This is a genomic window from Bacillus sp. TL12, from assembly GCF_022625245.1.
Taxonomy (GTDB): domain Bacteria; phylum Bacillota; class Bacilli; order Bacillales; family Bacillaceae_G; genus Bacillus_A.
Map to the genome: position 1 here is coordinate 1 of NZ_JAJJBY010000047.1, position 19,640 is coordinate 19,640.

The following is a 19,640-nucleotide window of genomic DNA, read 5'->3' on the forward strand; positions in this document are numbered from 1 at the left end:
AATAAACCTATAAGACCTTTTACCTTCTGAAACATGTTCCTGCTCACGTAAATCCTCCTCGTATGTTTAATTCAGTACAAGGATTATTGTAGCTGACACATATTAACCCCGTTTAAATGAATAATGAAATATATTACATCTTTGTAAAAATACAGTCATCTTCCTGTAAAGTTCCACAGCATCTTTTTTAACGCAAAAAACGCCGCTTATAGGCGCTTTTTACATTGATTCCACTTTATTTTTCTTTTTCACAAACTTAAAAATGAATATTCCTATTACAATTAAACAAACCACTGCTAGTATTGGTAATGTATATTGTTCGACAATTGCACCTGCCTTTTTCCAATGAGGGCCTAACTTCAATCCAATATATATATATAGCGCCGTGAGCGGTAACATCGCGACAAATGTGTATATACTAAATTGCCAAATGTTCATTTTGGCAATTCCACACGGAACTGAAATAAGTGTACGGACCCCTGGAATAAAACGTCCAAGAAACGCCACTGCTGGTCCATATTTTTCAAAGAAATCATCCGCTTTTTGAATCTGTTCTTCTTTTATAAAAAAGTATTTTCCATATTTCAGCAACAATGGGCGGCCACCATAATAACCGAGTGCGTATAAGGTTAATGGTCCCGTTGTCCCTCCGATTGTTCCAGCTAATACCGCGAGCCAAAAGTTCATATCTCCCTCATATACCCAATACCCAACAAGGGGTAAAACGATTTCTGCTGGGATAAATTCGAATGTTAATGCTAGAACGACCCCAAAATATGAAAACTGCTTTAAATAGTCAATTACATCTAAAATAAACTGCTCCATTTATTAACTCCTATCCTTTATTTAAATTATATTTTTCTTGTAAGTGCCTCGGTGCCATTTTCACAATTCGCTGCAAAATAAATAGGACAACAGCAATATCATCTAATCCCCCAAAGAATAGCAAAAAATCAGGGATAATATCAAATGGAAATACGACATACCCGATTAAAAATACAATCGATAATAATTTCTTTTTCATAGCGACTTCTTTTGATGTAAAAAAGTCATATAGAAATGGACCAAACTGGCGAAGATGAAGCATAAATCGAAATCGATTTATAAACTTTTTCACTTTTTACCCCTCCTTTTTTGCATACAAAAAGGACCTTTACCAAATATAGTAAAGGTCCTAAAAAAGACAATAAGGGGCCTTTACCATTGCTGGTAAAGGTCTCACTAACAACAAAACTGTTGCCAATAAAGCCGAGGGTTTCTCCCTGTAATGACGACTTTATTGTGACAAGTTACTCCCCTTTGTATACGCAATCTTATAAAATCACCTTAAAATATTTGATAGAACTTGTCAATCTTTTTCGATTATCCTTCATTCATAGGCTGATACATACTTGCTATTGCTTGCATTTCAGAACTCGGTGCTGGCGATAACTGATAATATCCCTTTTTCACCATATACTGCCAAATGTCAAAAGCGTGGTGACTACTATTTAAAAATGTATTTTCTAAAAGCGTTCTTAACTCTGGGTTCGCAATCTCTAATAAAGAACCTGCACAATTAAATGCAGACGACTTTTGATTCAGTAAATACCCGAGTGCAATAGATCGATCATTAGGAGGCTGCGCCGTTACACTTGGCGTAACTGGCAAGTACTCTTGTGAAGGTGCCTTTGTATAAGAAGATAAAACCGGATTTAACTTGGATGGCTGAAACCTCGAAATATTGGGAGTTGATTCTTTTTGTACAAATTCTACCTTCAAATTGTAAGCCTGTACATGAAGAGTAAGATGCTTCTGTAACATTTGTTTCAGCTCAGGATCCTGTGCTTGTTGTATATATGTAGACATCGTATTAATCGTGTTATAATCCCCAGCAATCAATTCACTTAAATCACGTAATTCATGCGTAGCTAATTGCATTTACTATTCCCCTTTCTATAATTCTTTTCTAGCATCTCCTAACAAAACAAAAATACTATATAAAAATCCACATCACTGCGAATTTTTATATAGTATGACTTAAAGCGGATTACACTTCGGCATCTCTAATCCAGAAGATTGTGCTAATTTCATTAAATAATAACATTCTTCTCTAGCCATATGGTCTGCCATTCTTCCAGATATTAAGCTTAATACTTGATTAGATAACTCTAATTCCTCTAATTCGTGAAGGAAACGTGAGAATAGTGTTAGTTCTAATGAAACATCTTTTGTAAATTTCTTTAGGGCTGGAAAAGAATGTAGTTCCGTCCGTAAGTAACCCGTCATTTCCACAGCTTTCAAGTAAAATTGTTCAAAGTGCTTTTCATATTCCTCACACTTCTCTTTCAGTCGTTTTTCGACAAGATCTAGTCCACCTGAAATGGAACCTGCATGCCCTGCTGCATCCGTTAGCCAAGCAAGATGGTAATGTAACTCGTGGAAAATAGGTGGCACTTCTCCTTTCATTAAATACTCTAAAACCGTTATATACTCTTCCACTTCGTTCACCATATGATTAAGAAAAGTTGGTGTAAAATGAATTTTTATTTTTCCTTCTAGCTGCCTTTGCATCATACTCAACTTAAATTTCCTAATTCCCTCTGCAGCTTCATACGCCTCTTTCGCAAATACAATTAAATTTACTGTATGAATATTACTAAGGAATCTATCAAATATTTGGACAAAATACATCGCTTTTTGAATATCTTCTTTTTCATTTGGAGCTAAAGCATCTAAAAGAAACTGAGCATGATCCCCAAGAACCTTGAGCCAAAATTTATGTTCAAACAATGCACTTTCTTTATATGTGCTATTCATCCGATTAACCCCTCCTTATATAGTCTTAACTACTCCCTCGGCTCAATTAAAATTCTATACTGGTCAGGATCATGCACAACAATACCCCTTTTCTCCGTTTTACAGCCCTTTAATTCTTCAAATGGCACATGATAGAATTCTAGTTTTTTCCGCACTTTTTCTATCTCACAAAATGACAAACTAAAATTTATATAAGAAGATAATGCCCCACTGACACCCTTAGCTTTGTCCCGATTTAAAACGAAGCAAATTCTCTTTGATCCAACATCATACCAAACACCAGGCACATGTAATTGTGGTCGGTGTTTGCTCGGCTTAATCCCTAAAATCCCTTCATAAAAGTATAATGTGTCCTTTAAATTCTTTACTTCTAATACAATGCTATTTGTAATCGTCTCCACATACATTTCCTCCTTGGCCCTACTAGTTTTTCTATATGAGTCATAAATGACAATTATGTCTGAATACAATACGTAGTGATGAATGTTTCACTTGTAAAGGAGGCTTATGTTATGGACAAATTTATGAGATCTTACACACCTTTCCATGGTCCAAACGATCCTTGTCCGCCGATTGGAAAGAAATTTTATTCAACCCCTCCTCATTTATTCATGGGATTTCAACCACCAAACTTGCCTCAATTCCCGCCTAACGAAGCGTTAAGGAAGGGCACTTTATGGCCTGCTTTCTATGATTTTTATGAAAATCCCTATAAGAAAGGAAGGTGAGGAAATCCGTGGCTCAAACATTGCCAGCTGAATATTATAAGTGGATAGAAGAACTGCAAGAACTCGATTTTGTATTAGTCGAACTCACACTTTATTTAGATACTCATCCAGATGACGCCTCAGCTATCAATCAATTTAATGATTTTTCCTATAAAAGAAGATTGCAAAAGCAAAAAATCGAAGAAAAATATGGTCCACTCCAACAGTTTGGAAATAGTTACTCTAATGCTCCGTGGGAATGGAGTAAAGGTCCTTGGCCATGGCAAATATGAAATGAAACTTGAATCGGTGGGGGCTGTATCCCCAGCTAATAATCAACCCTCACCTAACTTCTTTGCTTTTACTGCATTTTAAGGTCGGGGTATTACTACCCGCAGATAATGAGATAAAGGAGATAAAATATGTGGATCTATGAAAAAAAATTGCAGTATCCTGTGAAAGTAAGTACTTGTAATCCAGCACTTGCTAAATTATTAATAGAGCAGTATGGTGGTGCAGATGGCGAATTAGCTGCAGCTCTCCGCTATTTAAACCAGCGTTACACCATTCCTGATAAAGTAGTCGGTTTATTAACAGATATCGGTACAGAAGAATTTGCACATCTTGAGATGATTGCCACAATGGTGTATAAATTAACAAAAGATGCAACACCTGAACAAATGAAAGCAGCTGGACTAGATGCTCAGTACGCCAATCATGATAGCGCACTATTTTATCACAATGCGGGCGGCGTTCCATTTACAGCCACATACATACAAGCAAAAGGTGATCCAATTGCAGATTTATATGAAGACATTGCTGCAGAAGAAAAAGCAAGAGCAACTTACCAGTGGCTAATCGATCTATCAGACGACCCAGATATAAATGATAGCCTTCGCTTTTTACGCGAGCGTGAAATCGTTCATTCCCAGCGGTTCCGCGAAGCTGTTGAAATTTTAAAAGAAGAACGTGATCGAAAAATATACTTTTAACTATTTCGTGCACATACCGAAACAGTATGTGCACGTTTCCTACTCATATTTTTGAATAAAAAGGCTCCCTCCTTTACTCCACTCCGCATAACATACTTCTTTCAATTCTGCTCTCTGCCTCTTCAGCTCTTTACGCAACCATACTTCCTGTAACCCAAACTTTTTTAAATTGTATGTAATAAACTCCCCATCGCTAATAAGAACAACCGGCAATACATTTTCCTTCCCCTTTATTTTCAAATCTTTTCTTGTTGGCATATCTATATCATATTTTCTCATCACACTTATCGACCCATCATTTTCTAAAATTGCAAACTCTACCTCTTGCAAAGAAAATATATCCTTTGCACGAAGCAAATGTTGAAGCTGATCAACATCTAAACGGTTTTTCTTCATTTCGTTCCAATCTAGCTTTCCATTTGCAATTAAAATAGCTGGTTTTCCTTCAAGAAATAAACGTGCTTTTCTCCATTTTTGGGTGATCATTTCTGTAATGAGTATAAAAGCTCCCCACACAATAACTACAAAAATCATCCTTCCTATATGGGCCTCTTTATCGTTTTAACAGAGAAGAACTCCTTCTCTAAATGAAGTGAAGGTGGGGGATGAATCAGTTTTTTTCTATTTAAAGAAAGGTCTCTTTTCTAGAATATACGTTCGATTTGTTGTATAATGATCTTAACAAATAAAATGAGGTAAAAACAGATGAAGAAGGCGTTTTTTTCGAAACGGATATATAAGACAGATTTATCCCATGAGATGGTAGATGCAGTCACACAAACAATCGAAACATTTAATCGAGCGAAACGATTTGCATTTCAAACGATGGTTCGAGAAAAACGTCGGAACTGCAAGATGCATGCGGATAGTCTTCATCTTGTTCTCAAGCGTAACTATCAATTGAATGATTACTATGCAAACAGTGCGGTGCAAGAAGCGAAAGCATTATTTACAGGTTTAATGGAGTTACAAAAAATATATGAGAAACAAACACAAGAGAAGCTAAAAAAACTCAAGAAAAAGTTGAAACAAGAACGGACAAAATTAACAAACCTTCGTAAAATCAAACAAAGTTGTGTGAAAAGAAAACTAACGTTTCCAAAAAACACGCGTTTCGCGAAGCATAATAACCTCATCTCCTTACCCCGTAAAACAGACACATTGATTTGGCTGAATGACTATCTGTTTGAGCACCAATACTTAGATGTTCAAATCAAAAGGATTCAGGCAAAAATCGGCCTTTTAACCCACAGACAATTCCGTTTAACGCAGAAACTCACATCCTATCAAACGAATATTCCAAGCGCAGTATTTGGAAGTAAAAAACTATTCCGCTCTCAATTTACCATCCGCGAGTTTATACGTAACCATGACCAATGGAAAACATTATTTTCCCGTGCTCGAAATAAACAACTGATCCTATCTGGACGTAAAGATGCCAAACATGGGAATTTTGTGTTTCAGTATGTGCCTGAGACAAAAGAATTATGGATGACGACAAGTTCCGGAAAAACACTTCTGTTTCCAGCTGTTACGTTCCCGTATGGGCAAGAAATGATTGAGGAAGTCATCACAACCCAATTACAGTGTAAGTATAAGAAAAAACATGGTAAACCAATTGCGTGGTCTGTGGAAGACTATGGTGCGTATTATATTGTAAAATGCTTAGTAAATGTGCCGGAAAACCCTCACACGAATTACAGTACATCAGATGGTGTGATTGGTGTAGATTGTAATCTCGAGCATTTTGCGTGGGCAAATGTAACAAAGGATGGAAATTACAAAGGAAGTGGTTCCCTCCATTTTGCGATTCTAGGTAAATCCACCGGACAAATCACAAAGATTATCGAAGCGGAAGCCATTCGCTTAGTCAACTTAGCGGAGCGGTATAACAAGCCTATTGTCATCGAGAAGTTAGATACAACCCAATCGAAAACAGGGGATCGTTACAGAAATAAGCGAGCGAATCGAATGAAGAGTATGTTTGCGTATGAGAAGATGACAAGCGCAATTCTCAGTCGTGCCGATAAAAGGGGTGTGGCTGTCTTTCAAGTGAATCCTGCCTACACTTCGATTGCAGGAAAGATGAAATATATGCGGAAATTCGGCATCTCTATTCATCAATCTGCGGCTTTTACGATTGGTCGCCGAGGGTTAGGGTATAAAGAAAAAGTACCTCGGGTGCTTCAGCCTTATATTCCAAAGAAAGACGCACATCATTGGAGCCATTGGTATCAATTAAACAATCAATTGGATATTCGCACGCATCATTTCTATCAGCTATACGACGTAGATCAACCGAAAGAAGTCTTACAAATCGAACGGTTACACTTGTTTGAAAATGAAAAGAAAAAACTAGCAAAGCTATTTGCACGATAAAAAAGAACACTTTGTCCCAGATTTTTACGCTTATTACCAGAGCAGATAAGAAGTCTAGGAATTGGATGCATGACAAAGTGTTCGATCCTCGATATAAGAAAAAAGTAGCTGTACCTATTTTGCTTTCCATGAAAGATAGAATGGGTCGTCCGTCTTACAAAAGGACACTACCGAACTTCTATATCGTTGTATCCTCTTCGTTGAACGAGAGGAACTGTTTTTGTTTTCGCAGAAGCAAGAGAATCCCCCATCTCAAGCTTGTTTAGAGGTAGGTGAGGTAGTTCAATATAAACAGCATTCCCTAAAACGAGTGCTGAAATAAAGTCAAATGGTGTAATTTGATTCATTTGTGTCTTCCCCAGGATTTTAACGACTAAAAACAACACAACATATCCAAATAGTAGTTCAATAAAAATTTCTACATAATCCATACTATTTCACCTTTCTCTACTTCACACATTTTTATCTCGCTATCCACAGTCAGTAAGACCTTCACCTCATGATTTAAGAAAAGGATTCTTTACTTTCTCACTTCAAAACACCTTTATTTGTAGTATGCCACCATAGATTTGAAAAGCATAAACGTATAATTATCCAATTTAACGCATTATTTTTAAAGTTATTTAAAATTTCCTGTTGCTTTCTAGTCATCAGACGATTAAAATTATAACAGTTACTCGACAAATTATTTGAATTTTCGACAAAAAAAGATTATTAGGAGGATTTTCTATATATGCGTACAACGTTAAAGCCATCGCAAATTCTCTCGATTAGCTTATTGCTATTTGCAGTGTTTTTCGGCGCTGGTAATATGATTTTCCCGCCCCTTCTCGGACTTTCTTCAGGAGAAAACATGTGGGTTTCTATTTCAGGATTTATCATTACAGATGTAGGGTTATCATTATTAGCAATCGTTGCTGTCGCCCTTGCAGGTGGGAGTTTTAAAAACTTAGCGAGCCGTGTTCATCCAAAATTCGCAGCAATATTAGCTATCATTATCTACCTTTCAATCGGCCCACTATTTGTTATTCCACGAACTGGATCTGTTTCTTATGAGATTGGAATCGCACCACTGTTTCAAGATCAATGGTATTCTATGTTACTATTTAGCTTAATTTTCTTTACGGTTGTTTACTTCCTATCATTAAATCCATCCAAATTAGTTGATCATATTGGAAAGATATTAACACCGATCTTACTTGGAATTATTGCAGTTATGGCAACAAAAGCAATTCTTTCTCCAACAGGCTCATTTGCGACTCCTGTCGGGGACTATAAAGAGATTCCGTTTTTCAAAGGGTTTTTAGAAGGATTTTTAACATTAGATGCGATTGGCGCTCTCGTTTTGTCAACAATTGTCGTAAATGCAATTCGTCAAAATGGTGTAACAGAAAAAGCTTCTATCGCAAAATACACAATTATTTGCGGAAGCATCGCTGCTTTCTTTTTAACAATCGTTTATTTCTTACTTGGATATATCGGAGCATCAAATGGAAACTTAGGACAATTTGAAAATGGTGGACAGCTATTAGCAACTGTTATGTACCAATTATTTGGGACAAGCGGTAATATCCTGCTAAGTATCGCAATTATATTTGCTTGCTTAACAACAGCTATTGGTGTAGTGAGTGCATTTGCCAACTATTTCACAAATGTATTAACAAACGTTTCTTATAAAAAGCTTGTACTATATGTTTGTATTTTTAGCTTTATCATTTCAAATCTAGGGCTAAGCTTATTAATCAAAATTACATTACCTGTATTAATTATTCTTTATCCAATTACAATCATTTTAATTTTCGTATCCTTTATTGATAAATATACGAAGCGGAAACCATCTGTATACATCGGTGCTATGATTGCTGCATTCATCATTAGCTGTATCCACGCGCTTGATAATGTGGGAATGATGCCATATGCGATTACATCTATTGCAAGCACAATTCCTTTTTACAAATTAGGAATTGGTTGGATTGTCCCAGCAATTATTGGAGGTATTATCGGATACTTAATTCCGCAAACAGAAACAGAAGGCGAAGTTTCTACCAAATAAAGAAAGAAGCAAGCATTGGCGAATGCTTGCTTCTTTTTCATTTTCTATCGCTTAATACAATGTTTGTATACGAACGAACCGTTAACATATCGTAGCCAAAATAAATGAAGAAAGAGCCTAGTTTCCTAGGCTCTTTACATCGTATGTTTAAATGTAAATAACTCTTTTTTAGGAAGCGAAATAGACTTCACTTCTTCTACTTCCTCGTCTTTTTTCATTTCTCCTAATCTCACTTTTGCTATCGCATCCTCTATACTTCTTACAATCATGTTTCCTGAGAAAATAGTGAGTCCAAAAAAAGTAATTGGTACGAGCGGAATCCATGGATGTACTGTTAGAGAACGAAAATATACGCCAATTAAACCAGACCATTCATGTGTGTAAGAATCTACCTCAGTTGGCCCAAAACTCACTGTCCCTCAAAAAAACACTTGAAGCAATCCTAGGTGAAGAAAGATAATAAGCGTTTGAATAAACTGCTGCATCAATACAAGTACAAATGTCATATATAAGTGCGGAAACAAATGTTTCACAATAATACGCCGTCTACTTCAGCCTAATATACGAGCAGCGTCTATAAACTCTTCCTTTCGTAATTTCCGCACTTCATTTGCAACATAAAGAGAAATTGTCGGAACCGCCAGGACAACAAGCAATATAACCTGAAATGATGCCCTCTCAAAAAAACTGGTCGTCGCTTCTCCATTCACAAAACTAGTTGCAAACTGAAGAAAAAAATACGCAATCATAACAGTTGGAATAACTGTAAAGCTATCAAAAAACGCTTCAATTTTTGAAAATCCTCTTTTTACATAGGTTCCTAATATAACACCAAAAAAGACACCTAAAGCCACCCGCATCATCGCAATAAAAACAGATATACCAATGGTCCACTTTGCTCCTTCAATAACTAGATTTAACAAATCATAACCTTTTCGATCTGTACCAAGTAAAAATTGCCATGAAGGCGCAAATGGTGGAGCTTCTACATTTCCTTGCGCATCATATTGCATTGAAACTTGGCGAATATGTCCTCCATTCCATAACGTATTCCCAATGCTAAGTCCAACTAACACAACAAGAAATAAAATACTAAACCAAAACTTTTTATCGCGTTTTATATATTTCCACATCTCTTATGCCCTCTCTTTCATCGCATCTGGAACGAAATAATGAAACGACTTAAATAGAATAAAGATCGGGATATAAATAAGTAAGATACTCACTGTAAAAACTTCAACCGGTTGATAATTTTTAATGAATACAAAAATACCATGTGTGTTAAAAAGCCATTCTATAATATACAAATTTGATAACATAAACCAAATATTTGTTTTCGCAAAAAACAATGTACTCAGCAACACATTCCGCAATACATGGCGATTTAAAATATAAAAGCGATCAAACCCTTTCGCTCGTGCAAATAACACATAATCTTTTTCTAATTCTGTTTCAAAACGAAGGAGTAATAGCTTTACAAACATAATTGTAGTGGGAATACTTAAACAAATAATAGATAAGCCTCGAATAGACTCTCCTCTTAGCGCAGCAATCTTAATAGGTAAAAAACCTGTCTTTTGAAAAAACCATACGACAAGAATTTGTGATCCAATAATAAGTAGAATGTCTGGAATGGACTCAAGAAAAAGCAGGAATGTTTTAATGTGCCGCTGTATGTGTGGGCGACTTCTCATCATCATATACACAATGCAAAAAGCTATACATAATGAAATAAAAAAGGAAGCTAAAAAAATAATCATCGTTTCCTTATAATGAATAAATAGTTGCGGAAATAACGGTCGATTCATCCCATACGTTAAGTTTGGAACATCTATCAGCTTCATAACTAACATCTTTAAAGCCTGTACATACTGCGAAAAATTAATATGTAACCCTTCAAATAATTTTGGAAGAGCACCTAAACAAATAATTCCGATAACAGAAAGAATAAATTGCACTGTAACCTCTACTCCATTTGAAATGACCCTTCTTGCCATTTTCCCCCTTCTCTCTATACAAATTTCCATTCTATTTATACTCCGCTTTATTTTATAAATAATTTTCAGAATTATAAATATTTTCTACACAAAAAAAGAATCACTAGCTTAAGATTCTAGTGATTCCTTTTGCATATGTTTCCATATTCCTCATTCCTTTCCTTCATACAGTATTATTGTAAGAAAGAAAAGGCGCGCCAAACAATCTGCTCCGCCTCCATTATGTGAACCTTACAAAACTGTAATGTTATTGTAAGATAAAACGATTTGTCACATTTCCCTTCTCTTCTATACTAAAAACAGCTACCAAAAACGAACGAAAAGGTGATAAATAGATGAAGAAGAAAAATAAAGTGTTAATTACGAGTGTAGTAGTAATTGGGATTGCAGCAGGTTCATATTTTGCTTTTGCTGGTGGCGGTTCTGACGTAGCTATGGCATACAGCAGCTATAAAGTATCAGAAAAACAAATTGAAAATGCACAAAAATTTGGCGGTGAAGTGATTCCAAATGGAATCGAAACAATCGCATTTGATCCATCAAAAGGAACGTATGAATTAGCTGTTAAAAAAGGCGATGAAGTAAAAAAAGGGCAACTACTATTTAAATACAATGACCCTACTATGAAATTAGGTGTTACGGAAGCAGAAATGCAAAAAAAGCTTGCGAATAAAGAAGTAGAATTATTAAACAAACAAATAAATGCAGCAAAACAAAAATTACAAAAAGATAAAAACGCTGGTGCACCTGCGGAAGCGTTAAAAGCTTCAGAAACTGAAATTCAAACACTTGAATCTCAGCTTGAAATGAAAAAATTTGAAGTTGAAAAAGCTGATCAAATGATTCAAACAAGCAAAGAGAAATTAACTACTCTTTCTGTAACAAGCCCTGTTGATGGCGTAATTGATGATATTACAAAAAATGCAGACGAAAAAACAGGTATGAGCGGTATTACAATTCGTCACGCTGGTCCATTAAAAGTAAAAGGACAGCTATCAGAATATGAACTAGCTAACGTAAAAGTTGGGCAAGAAGTAACTGTCACATCAAAAACGGTACCAGGAAAAACATGGACTGGAAAAGTTACTGAAATCGGTACAACACCAGTAAAAAGCATGGATGAGAACAAGACAGTTTCTAACTATCAATTTATCGTTACATTAGATAATAATGAAGAGTTGCAAACTGGATTCCACGTATACGTAACAAGCAAGTCTGGTGAAGCAACTGGTACAGTGGTTCCAAAAAGCAGCATTGTGAAAAAAGGGGATAAAAATGTTGTATTCATCGTGAAAGATGGGAAAGCAAAAGAACAAGCAGTTACTGTTGAGTTTGAAACAGATAGCGAAGCAAAAGTATCTGGCGTAAAAAAAGGTGACCAAATCATCTCTAAACCAGAAAAAGACTTAAAAGATGGCATGGAGGTTAATGCCCAATGATTGACTTAAAAGGCATCACGAAATCCTTTCAAAACGGTGAAGAAACTGTTCAAATCTTACATGGTATTGATGTAACACTTAACCAAGGCGAATTCACTTCTATTATGGGGCCATCTGGTTCTGGTAAGTCCACGTTAATGAATATTATTGGTTGCTTAGACAAACCGACAGACGGTACTTATTCGTTAGCCGGACAAAATATTTCAAATATGTCGGAAACAGAACTCGCTCATATTCGTAATAAAGAAATCGGATTTGTATTTCAAAACTTTATGCTACTCCCCCGCCTCAATGCACTGCAAAATGTAGAGTTACCACTTATCTACGCAGGTGTAGATAAAAAAGAACGACGTGAACGTGCATTAGCTGCACTAACAAAAGTAGGTTTAGCAGATCGTGCAACACATTTACCAAATGAATTATCTGGCGGTCAAAAACAACGTGTTGCCGTTGCTCGTGCAATTGTAAATAATCCAAAGTTCATCTTAGCCGATGAGCCCACTGGTGCACTTGATACAAAGACAAGTAAACAAATTATGGACCTCTTTTACGAATTAAACAAACAAGGCTCAACAATCATTATGATTACCCATGACCGTGAAATTGGGGAAGCGGCAGCACGCCAAATTGTAATTCGTGACGGAAATATCGTCCAAGATTGGAGAGGTTAATTTTGAACACAAGTGAAAATATACGTATGGCCCTTTCCTCAATCTTTGCTCATAAAATGCGTTCTGTATTAACGATGTTGGGGATTATTATTGGGGTTAGTGCCATTATTACAATCATCTCTATTGGGGACGGAACGAACGCCAAGTTCCGTGAACAAATCGGTAATGAAAAGAAAGATCAGTTTTCAGTGAACTACAGAACAGAAGATTATTCAGATATGGACGGAAAAATTTCCTCTAGTATGTATGACGATGTCTCCAAAATTTCCGGTGTTCAAGAAGTGTATCCTGATGTTAGAGGAAAAGAAAAAGTATATGCCGGAAAAAAAGAATTAGATATTGATATAACTGGTGTAAAAGGCGATTACTTTGAAGATACATCCCGCTTCAAACTAGAACACGGTAAATTGTTCACTGCCGCTGATTTAGATAAGCCTCAGCATACAATCGTATTATACAAAGATGCATTTGATAAACTATTCTCTTCATGGGAATCAAACTTGTATGTTGATATAAAAGGTACGCCCTATAAAGTAATTGGTGTATATTCTACTAAATCAACAGCAATGATGGGTGGCATGGAATCTAAAGAAGGTGCTATCTCTGCAGAAAACTGGCCTGTATTATTCGGCAAAAACAACTATGATGGTATCACAGTCAAAATCGCTCCCGGTCAAGATAAGAAAACTGTGCAAGATGCAGTTGTAAAATCGTTAAATGATGCGAAAAAACCAGAGCATACAGGGAAATTTGAAGTACCAGACCCACAAGAAATGTTAAAAGAAATCGATAGCTTTACAGGTATACTAAAAAGCGTATTCGGTGGTATTGCCGCAATTTCCTTACTCGTTGGTGGCATTGGCGTTATGAATATCATGCTCGTTTCTGTAACAGAACGTACGCGTGAAATCGGTATCCGTAAAGCACTTGGTGCAACGCGCGGGAAAGTATTAATGCAGTTCCTAATTGAATCTTGTATTCTAACAGCATTAGGCGGATTCATCGGATTTATGCTAGGTATCTTCTTCGCTTGGATTGTCGCAATGTTTGCGGGATGGCCACTTGTTGTTTCTATAAAACTAGGCTTAATCTCAGTAGCATTATCTATGTTAATTGGTATTCTATTCGGTTTACTACCAGCGAATAAAGCTGCGAAGCTTGATCCAATTGAATGTTTACGATATGAATAATAGAAAAGGTTGCCTTATAATGGGCAACCTTTTTTTTACAGCATGTTAGAAAACAAGAGCCGGTAGACTCTTGTTTTTTGTCGTTATTTTCCGGTTAGTCGATATCCTTTGTCGAATCGCCGATATATTGCAAGGAATGATCGATATATTTGTAAAATCGCCGATAAAATTTCATTTACTATTTCACACGTATAAGCCCCAAAAAAGCCGTCATGTATATACATAACGGCTTCATCTATATCAACATATTATTTCTTTAATGCAAATCCAAACTTATCCCAAGCTTGTAAATAATCTAATAAGAAAATCTCTTCTTCCACAACACGGCCAACTACATTTGTTTTTCCTGTGTTAACCATATCTTTTAAAGCGATTTGTAATTCTCCTTTATATTGACCATATTGCTCGTTATCAATAAGAAGGTCACCACGTTTAATTGGTCTTGTATTATGAGGTTTAAACTCTTCTTTTTTATATTTCACACGGCTCTGCGTAGAACGAATCATATATTCAGACACATCCCCGCGATAAAAATGTGGCTCTTCTAATACAATTTTTCTCTCTAATTCTGTTATCGTTTCATAAATCTCTACGTCAAACGTTTGCTTTTCTTTATTTACCTCTCCAAGCGCTTTTAACTCTGCTTCTGATGCATATGCATTCGCAATAATTACATCATCAATTAGCTCTGTCGCAAATAAATGTTTGGCCTGCGTTGTCATCGGTAATTCACGATGTTGTTCTAATGTACATAAACCTTCTGTTACCGGCCACGGACCATATGTCGCATCAAATGACGTAATAAAAGCAGCAGTTCTCATTCCATAATCTTTAAATTGTTTCGAGCATTTTATAAAATGATCATACGAAAGACCAGAATAACGATGTGGATAGAAGTTATGACAACCAATTAAGTTTTCACGATTCGGACGATGGCTCATAATATTATCAACATATTTCGTACCGTTACTCATATTAATCTCAATTTTCAATCCATATGGATTATATGTCATAATCGATTCTTCTAATCCTGAGAAACCAACATCTAGACGAATACCATATGCACCTAATTCATGGAAGAATGAAAGATCATTATAAGAAATACCAAGTTGTTCAAAAACAGCTGGACTAATATCAACAAGTACTTGGAAACCTAATTCATTCGCATGCGAAATCGTTTCCTTAAACTCTTTCACAATTTTCTCTTTTTCTCCATCCACTGATAATAAACATGTGAATACACGTGTAAAACCATATTGATGTGCTAATGTTAAATATTCCTTATCTTTCTCTACTGTAGAATGTTCTGGATAAATAGAAATACCTAATCGTCTCATGCGTATACGCCTCTTTCTTCATCATCATTTTGTAAACCTTTTCAAACATATGTAGTAAAATAGTAGAAATTCTCTTCTACTTCACTATTCATTTGAATCCGCTTTCTTTTTAGAGAAAAATTTCTCTATCAATCATAACAACTAGCAGACTATACATCTATACTTTGTCTTTTTTGAGAGCGTTTGTGTAGTATTTACACAAATTTGTAAATTTTTTATCCAAAAATTGTTACATCCTTCCAATTCACCTTTCTTGACTCTTCTACCAGCTACTACATATACTCGAAAGAACAGAGAAAAAATATTTAGGGGATGAATATATGGGAGAAGCAGCACTCGTAAAACGAGAACCATTATGGACAAAGGAATTTATTGCGCTCATTTTCGCAAACTTATGTATGTTTTTAGGCTTTCAAATGTTAATTCCAACATTGCCTGTTTACGTGAAAGAAATTGGTGGCACAAGCTCAAGCATTGGATTTGTTGTTGGAATGTTTACTGTGGCCGCTTTAATTATTCGGCCACTCACTGGAAATGCACTACAAAAATTTAGTAAAAAACTCATTTTAATGACTGGTACTGCCATTTGCCTACTTGCCATGGGCAGCTACTTATTTGCCTCTACTGTCGTCCTTCTTCTCGCTGTTCGCATTTTACATGGAGCTGGTTTTGGTATTACAACTACAACATATGGGACTGTAGTCTCCTACTTAGTTCCAGCTGCTCGCCGTGGTGAAGGAATGGGATATTTTGGTCTCTCTGGAACGATCGCTATGGCACTTGGCCCTCTGATCGGTCTATGGCTCATGCAAACTTATAACTTTACGATTCTTTTTTTATGTGCACTATCTTGCACAGTAGTTTCATTACTATTAACAAAATTACTCAAAATTCAAGCAGCTGAAAAAACAATTCACCAAGCACATGAATCATTTTTAGATGGATTTATCGAAAAGAAAGCTTTACTTCCTTCATTATTAATATTATGTATTACACTCATGTACGGAGGGATCGGTAGCTTTATCACGTTGTTTGCCGCGCAAGTTGGCATCGCTGATATTAGCCTTTTCTTCTTATTTAATGCCCTTGCTATCGCAGTAACACGTCCCTTCTCAGGAAGACTATACGATGTTAAAGGCCATGCATTTGTTATTATTCCCGGTGTGATTTTAACCTTTGCAGGCATTATCTTATTATCGTATACAACAACAATACCAAGTTTAATTATTGCAGCAAGCTGTTACGGAAGCGGATTCGGCGCTATCCAGCCAGCCTTACAAGCATGGATGATCGATCGTGTCGCTCCGCAACATTCTTTTCTGCATTTGATCTTGGAATTGGAGCAGGAGCCATTATATTTGGATTCATCGCACACTTTACAGACTATGCAACTGTATATCGCTACTCCTCTGTGTTACTGATTGCATTTCTTTTTATTTACATTACAAATGTACGAAAGCAAAAACGACTGGATAAAAAACATGAAAAAGCTGCTGGATAATTCAGCAGCTTTTCATGTTATCCCTCTATTTGCGGGCAGTAAGACGGCTAGTAATCAGTGGGGGCTTCGTCTACCGCTGATTACTAGCCTTCACTTTATCTATATGATTTCAAATGTACATATTCCTAAATAGGTGCTCAATCATTTACTCCTAATTCCAATACATACACTTTGTCCTCCAATTCAAATACAAAATGCTCTGCACTGACGTACCAATCGTAATCACTTTGAACTTCATACGTAATTACGTGTCTTCCATTAAAAAATGAGACTAATAGCTCAAGAAATGTTTGAACTCTAGTATCTTTCTCTACCTCATGTAACATTTGATTATCGTATTTTAAATAAAATTCTCTTTCAAAAAACCATCGATCTAATACTTTTTGCAATCGTTCTCCATAATTATTACATATTTCATGACTGTGATACTCTCTTTCAAAGTATGTTTGAATAGTGGCAAGAATCGTATCTTGTTTCACTATTTCATGAAAATGAAAAGTATATCCATGATTCGTCATATGATTAACCTGTTCCATCGCTAATAAATAACCATTTATTTTATCTAACACGATTTTCCCCTCCTATTTTATACATATGTATTTATAACTAAATCGCTTTTCTAAAATGAAATTTCTACTTTAGTTCTTTACATACTACCTTTAAACTCCCACTTTTTTTGCTCAGTGCATATTCTCAGTTAATACATATAGATAATATGGCTATTACAGGCAAATTGTACAGAATAACATTACATTCAAACCATAATTATCCATAATGTAAACAGTCTTTTTTTAAGGTTACGTAAATTTTTTAAAGCTTTGTAAATTTAATGTAAAGTTTACATTGATATCATTTACATCACCTCAAATTTTAGTTAATAATTACACCGTACATGAAATTTAAGGAGTGAAATGTGTGGAATTAAATGTTCAAGACATGATCTTCCAGTTTATTGGTGGATTAGGTATTTTCTTATTCGGGATTAAATACATGGGAGACGGACTGCAACAAGCAGCTGGTGATCGCCTGCGTGACATTCTCGATCGCTTTACAACTAACCCACTTATGGGCGTACTAGCAGGTATGTTAGTTACCGTACTCATTCAATCTAGTTCAGGAACAACTGCTTTAACAGTTGGACTTGTAAGTGCTGGATTTATGACACTAAGACAAGCAATTGGTGTTATTATGGGTGCGAATATTGGTACGACCGTTACAGCATTTATTATCGGAATTAAAATCGGAGAATATGCTCTTCCAATTATGGCAGTTGGGGCAATCTTACTATTCTTCTTTAAAAATAAAAAGGTCCAATCTCTTGGACAAGTCGTATTCGGATTTGGTATGTTATTCTTCGGTTTAGAATTAATGAGCACAGGTATGAAACCTCTGCGTTCTTTAGAATCATTCCAAGAATTAACTGTTAGTATGAGTAACAGCCCAGTCCTAGGTGTTATCGTAGGTACAGTCTTTACATTAATTGTACAAAGCTCAAGTGCAACAATTGGGATCCTGCAAGAATTATTTGGCCAAGGTGCAATTGATTTAAAAGCTGCTCTACCTGTACTATTTGGTGATAATATTGGAACAACAATTACAGCTGTATTAGCAGCGATTGGTACTTCTATTGCAGCAAGACGAGCAGCGTTAGTACACGTTATCTTTAACATAGTTGGTACGATCATCTTTACAATTTTATTAGTACCATTTACAAATTTAATTCAGTATTTCCAAACATCGTTAAACTTAAATCCAGAAATGACAATTGCTTTTGCACATGGAACATTTAATGTAACGAATGCGATTATTCAGTTCCCATTCATTGCAGTATTAGCATGGATTGTAACAAAAATTATTCGCGGAGAAGATGCTGCGATTGACTTTAAACCGCAGCACTTAAATCCTATTTTTATTGAACAATCTCCTGCCATCGCCTTAACAGAGGCACAAAAAGAAATTATTCGTATGGCAGAGTTCTCATTACATGGACTAAAAGAAGCAACTCTATTTTTAAATACAAAAGAAAAGAAACATGCTAATATGGCAGCTCAATTAGAAGGTGCTATTAACAATTTAGATAGAAAAATTACCGATTATTTAGTATTGCTTTCTGAAAAACCACTTTCGCCAATGGATTCAGAAAAACATTCTGTCTTAGCATCTGTTGTCGGTGATATTGAACGAGTTGGAGACCATGTAGAAAATGTTGTGGAGCTTGTTGACTCCCAAATTTCTAATCGCGTCACACTATCGGATGAAGCAATGGCAGAACTAAACGAAATGCTTGAACTAACAACTTCAGCATTGCAAGATGCAATTGATGCTTTAACAAACTTTGATACTGAACTTGCACAAACAGTCATTACAAAAGAACGTAAAATTGACCAAATGGAACGTGTATTACGTAAACGCCACGTACTACGTCTAAATGAACGTAGTTGCTCAGGTGATGCAAGTATCATTTATGTTGATATGGTAAATAACTTAGAGCGTATCGGTGATCATGCTGTAAATATTGCAGATGGCGTTCTAGGAGAGCAAGGAAAATTTGCTTTAAAACAAACACTATAATAAG

General features: G+C 35.8%; 18 protein-coding genes and 3 pseudogenes. 10 read left to right on the plus strand and 11 right to left on the minus strand.

From position 1 onward, the window contains the following. Positions 1 to 219 precede the first annotated feature (219 nt). The 5 genes from LOK41_RS24930 to LOK41_RS24950 all read right to left on the minus strand — a co-directional run bounded on the left by LOK41_RS24930 (position 220) and on the right by LOK41_RS24950 (position 3,200). On the minus strand, positions 220 to 825 hold the full coding sequence (locus LOK41_RS24930) for a DedA family protein (protein WP_241818751.1): 606 nt from the start codon (positions 823 to 825) through the stop codon (positions 220 to 222). A 10-nt stretch (positions 826 to 835) separates the two neighbouring features. Next, entirely contained in the window at positions 836 to 1,117 is a 282-nt protein-coding gene (locus LOK41_RS24935) for a YkvA family protein (protein ID WP_174101917.1), read from the minus strand. 245 nt (positions 1,118 to 1,362) lie between these two features. After that, positions 1,363 to 1,920 (minus strand): spore coat protein, encoded by a 558-nt coding sequence (locus tag LOK41_RS24940; RefSeq protein ID WP_174101915.1) that lies wholly within the window; start codon positions 1,918 to 1,920, stop codon positions 1,363 to 1,365. A gap of 99 nt (positions 1,921 to 2,019) precedes the next feature. After that, complete coding sequence (locus LOK41_RS24945; protein ID WP_241818752.1) at positions 2,020 to 2,799, minus strand: DUF2935 domain-containing protein; 780 nt, start codon at positions 2,797 to 2,799, stop codon at positions 2,020 to 2,022. A 29-nt stretch (positions 2,800 to 2,828) separates the two neighbouring features. After that, positions 2,829 to 3,200 (minus strand): VOC family protein, encoded by a 372-nt coding sequence (locus LOK41_RS24950; protein ID WP_241818753.1) that lies wholly within the window; start codon positions 3,198 to 3,200, stop codon positions 2,829 to 2,831. A gap of 111 nt (positions 3,201 to 3,311) precedes the next feature. On the opposite strand from LOK41_RS24950, the gene LOK41_RS24955 reads away from it, so the two are divergent. The 3 genes from LOK41_RS24955 to cotJC all read left to right on the plus strand — a co-directional run bounded on the left by LOK41_RS24955 (position 3,312) and on the right by cotJC (position 4,498). Next, the gene (locus LOK41_RS24955) at positions 3,312 to 3,527 is read left to right on the plus strand and encodes a spore coat associated protein CotJA (RefSeq protein ID WP_174101910.1); all 216 of its coding nucleotides are present in this window, start codon (positions 3,312 to 3,314) and stop codon (positions 3,525 to 3,527) included. An 8-nt stretch (positions 3,528 to 3,535) separates the two neighbouring features. After that, the gene (locus LOK41_RS24960) at positions 3,536 to 3,799 is read left to right on the plus strand and encodes a spore coat protein CotJB (protein ID WP_241818754.1); all 264 of its coding nucleotides are present in this window, start codon (positions 3,536 to 3,538) and stop codon (positions 3,797 to 3,799) included. Positions 3,800 to 3,928: 129 nt separating this feature from the next. Beyond that, entirely contained in the window at positions 3,929 to 4,498 is a 570-nt protein-coding gene (gene cotJC / locus LOK41_RS24965) for a spore coat protein CotJC (protein ID WP_174101906.1), read from the plus strand. A gap of 39 nt (positions 4,499 to 4,537) precedes the next feature. Here cotJC and LOK41_RS24970 read toward each other — a convergent pair whose 3' ends face one another. Beyond that, the gene (locus LOK41_RS24970) at positions 4,538 to 5,032 is read right to left on the minus strand and encodes a DUF421 domain-containing protein (protein WP_241818755.1); all 495 of its coding nucleotides are present in this window, start codon (positions 5,030 to 5,032) and stop codon (positions 4,538 to 4,540) included. Between the two features lie 171 nt (positions 5,033 to 5,203). On the opposite strand from LOK41_RS24970, the gene LOK41_RS24975 reads away from it, so the two are divergent. Further along, positions 5,204 to 6,877, plus strand: coding sequence for an IS200/IS605 family accessory protein TnpB-related protein (locus LOK41_RS24975; RefSeq protein WP_241818756.1), 1,674 nt, complete (start codon positions 5,204 to 5,206; stop codon positions 6,875 to 6,877). 290 nt (positions 6,878 to 7,167) lie between these two features. On the opposite strand, the pseudogene LOK41_RS24980 reads toward LOK41_RS24975, so the two are convergent. Continuing rightward, a pseudogene (locus LOK41_RS24980) lies at positions 7,168 to 7,308 on the minus strand (DUF421 domain-containing protein); the annotation flags it as partial. Positions 7,309 to 7,610: 302 nt separating this feature from the next. Between LOK41_RS24980 and brnQ2 the strand changes: the two are divergent. Then, entirely contained in the window at positions 7,611 to 8,930 is a 1,320-nt protein-coding gene (brnQ2, locus tag LOK41_RS24985) for a branched-chain amino acid transport system II carrier protein BrnQ2 (RefSeq protein ID WP_241818757.1), read from the plus strand. Between the two features lie 134 nt (positions 8,931 to 9,064). Here the strand turns inward: brnQ2 and LOK41_RS24990 are convergent. Next, a pseudogene (locus tag LOK41_RS24990) lies at positions 9,065 to 10,063 on the minus strand (ABC transporter permease). Positions 10,064 to 10,066: 3 nt separating this feature from the next. Beyond that, on the minus strand, positions 10,067 to 10,927 hold the full coding sequence (locus LOK41_RS24995; RefSeq protein ID WP_241818758.1) for an ABC transporter permease subunit: 861 nt from the start codon (positions 10,925 to 10,927) through the stop codon (positions 10,067 to 10,069). Positions 10,928 to 11,262: 335 nt separating this feature from the next. Here LOK41_RS24995 and LOK41_RS25000 point away from each other — a divergent pair, with 335 nt between their 5' ends. From LOK41_RS25000 to LOK41_RS25010, 3 genes are read left to right on the plus strand one after another with little or no spacing between them, the layout of a single operon-like run. Beyond that, the gene (locus LOK41_RS25000) at positions 11,263 to 12,366 is read left to right on the plus strand and encodes an efflux RND transporter periplasmic adaptor subunit (RefSeq protein WP_241818759.1); all 1,104 of its coding nucleotides are present in this window, start codon (positions 11,263 to 11,265) and stop codon (positions 12,364 to 12,366) included. Then, a complete protein-coding gene (locus tag LOK41_RS25005) occupies positions 12,363 to 13,037 on the plus strand; it encodes an ABC transporter ATP-binding protein (protein ID WP_241818760.1) in 675 nt (224 codons plus the stop codon). The genes LOK41_RS25000 and LOK41_RS25005 overlap by 4 nt, the downstream gene beginning before the upstream one ends. Before the next feature lie 26 nt (positions 13,038 to 13,063). Further along, positions 13,064 to 14,227, plus strand: a complete 1,164-nt coding sequence (locus LOK41_RS25010; RefSeq protein ID WP_481748837.1) for an ABC transporter permease — start codon at positions 13,064 to 13,066, stop codon at positions 14,225 to 14,227. Between the two features lie 248 nt (positions 14,228 to 14,475). Here the strand turns inward: LOK41_RS25010 and LOK41_RS25015 are convergent, their stop codons facing one another. Then, positions 14,476 to 15,564 (minus strand): DUF871 domain-containing protein, encoded by a 1,089-nt coding sequence (locus tag LOK41_RS25015; RefSeq protein ID WP_241818762.1) that lies wholly within the window; start codon positions 15,562 to 15,564, stop codon positions 14,476 to 14,478. A 320-nt stretch (positions 15,565 to 15,884) separates the two neighbouring features. On the opposite strand from LOK41_RS25015, the pseudogene LOK41_RS25020 reads away from it, so the two are divergent. Next, positions 15,885 to 17,065, plus strand: a pseudogene (locus tag LOK41_RS25020) (MFS transporter). A 137-nt stretch (positions 17,066 to 17,202) separates the two neighbouring features. Here LOK41_RS25020 and LOK41_RS25025 read toward each other — a convergent pair. Further along, positions 17,203 to 17,634, minus strand: coding sequence for a hypothetical protein (locus LOK41_RS25025; protein WP_241818763.1), 432 nt, complete (start codon positions 17,632 to 17,634; stop codon positions 17,203 to 17,205). A 346-nt stretch (positions 17,635 to 17,980) separates the two neighbouring features. Between LOK41_RS25025 and LOK41_RS25030 the strand changes: the two genes are divergently transcribed. Next, positions 17,981 to 19,636, plus strand: a complete 1,656-nt coding sequence (locus LOK41_RS25030) for a Na/Pi cotransporter family protein (RefSeq protein WP_241818764.1) — start codon at positions 17,981 to 17,983, stop codon at positions 19,634 to 19,636. The last annotated feature ends 4 nt before the right edge of the window (positions 19,637 to 19,640 follow it).

Excerpts from the sequence above, each read along its gene's own strand:
- LOK41_RS24930 (WP_241818751.1), bottom strand. The coding sequence starts at position 825 with ATGGAGCAGTTTATTTTAGATGTAATTGACTATTTAAAGCAGTTTTCA.
- LOK41_RS24940 (WP_174101915.1), bottom strand. The coding sequence starts at position 1,920 with ATGCAATTAGCTACGCATGAATTACGTGATTTAAGTGAATTGATTGCT.
- LOK41_RS24945 (WP_241818752.1), bottom strand. The coding sequence starts at position 2,799 with ATGAATAGCACATATAAAGAAAGTGCATTGTTTGAACATAAATTTTGG.
- LOK41_RS24955 (WP_174101910.1), top strand. The coding sequence starts at position 3,312 with ATGGACAAATTTATGAGATCTTACACACCTTTCCATGGTCCAAACGAT.
- cotJC (WP_174101906.1), top strand. The coding sequence starts at position 3,929 with ATGTGGATCTATGAAAAAAAATTGCAGTATCCTGTGAAAGTAAGTACT.
- LOK41_RS24970 (WP_241818755.1), bottom strand. The coding sequence starts at position 5,032 with ATGATTTTTGTAGTTATTGTGTGGGGAGCTTTTATACTCATTACAGAA.
- LOK41_RS24975 (WP_241818756.1), top strand. The coding sequence starts at position 5,204 with ATGAAGAAGGCGTTTTTTTCGAAACGGATATATAAGACAGATTTATCC.
- brnQ2 (WP_241818757.1), top strand. The coding sequence starts at position 7,611 with ATGCGTACAACGTTAAAGCCATCGCAAATTCTCTCGATTAGCTTATTG.
- LOK41_RS24995 (WP_241818758.1), bottom strand. The coding sequence starts at position 10,927 with ATGGCAAGAAGGGTCATTTCAAATGGAGTAGAGGTTACAGTGCAATTT.
- LOK41_RS25000 (WP_241818759.1), top strand. The coding sequence starts at position 11,263 with ATGAAGAAGAAAAATAAAGTGTTAATTACGAGTGTAGTAGTAATTGGG.
- LOK41_RS25005 (WP_241818760.1), top strand. The coding sequence starts at position 12,363 with ATGATTGACTTAAAAGGCATCACGAAATCCTTTCAAAACGGTGAAGAA.
- LOK41_RS25010 (WP_481748837.1), top strand. The coding sequence starts at position 13,064 with ATGGCCCTTTCCTCAATCTTTGCTCATAAAATGCGTTCTGTATTAACG.
- LOK41_RS25015 (WP_241818762.1), bottom strand. The coding sequence starts at position 15,564 with ATGAGACGATTAGGTATTTCTATTTATCCAGAACATTCTACAGTAGAG.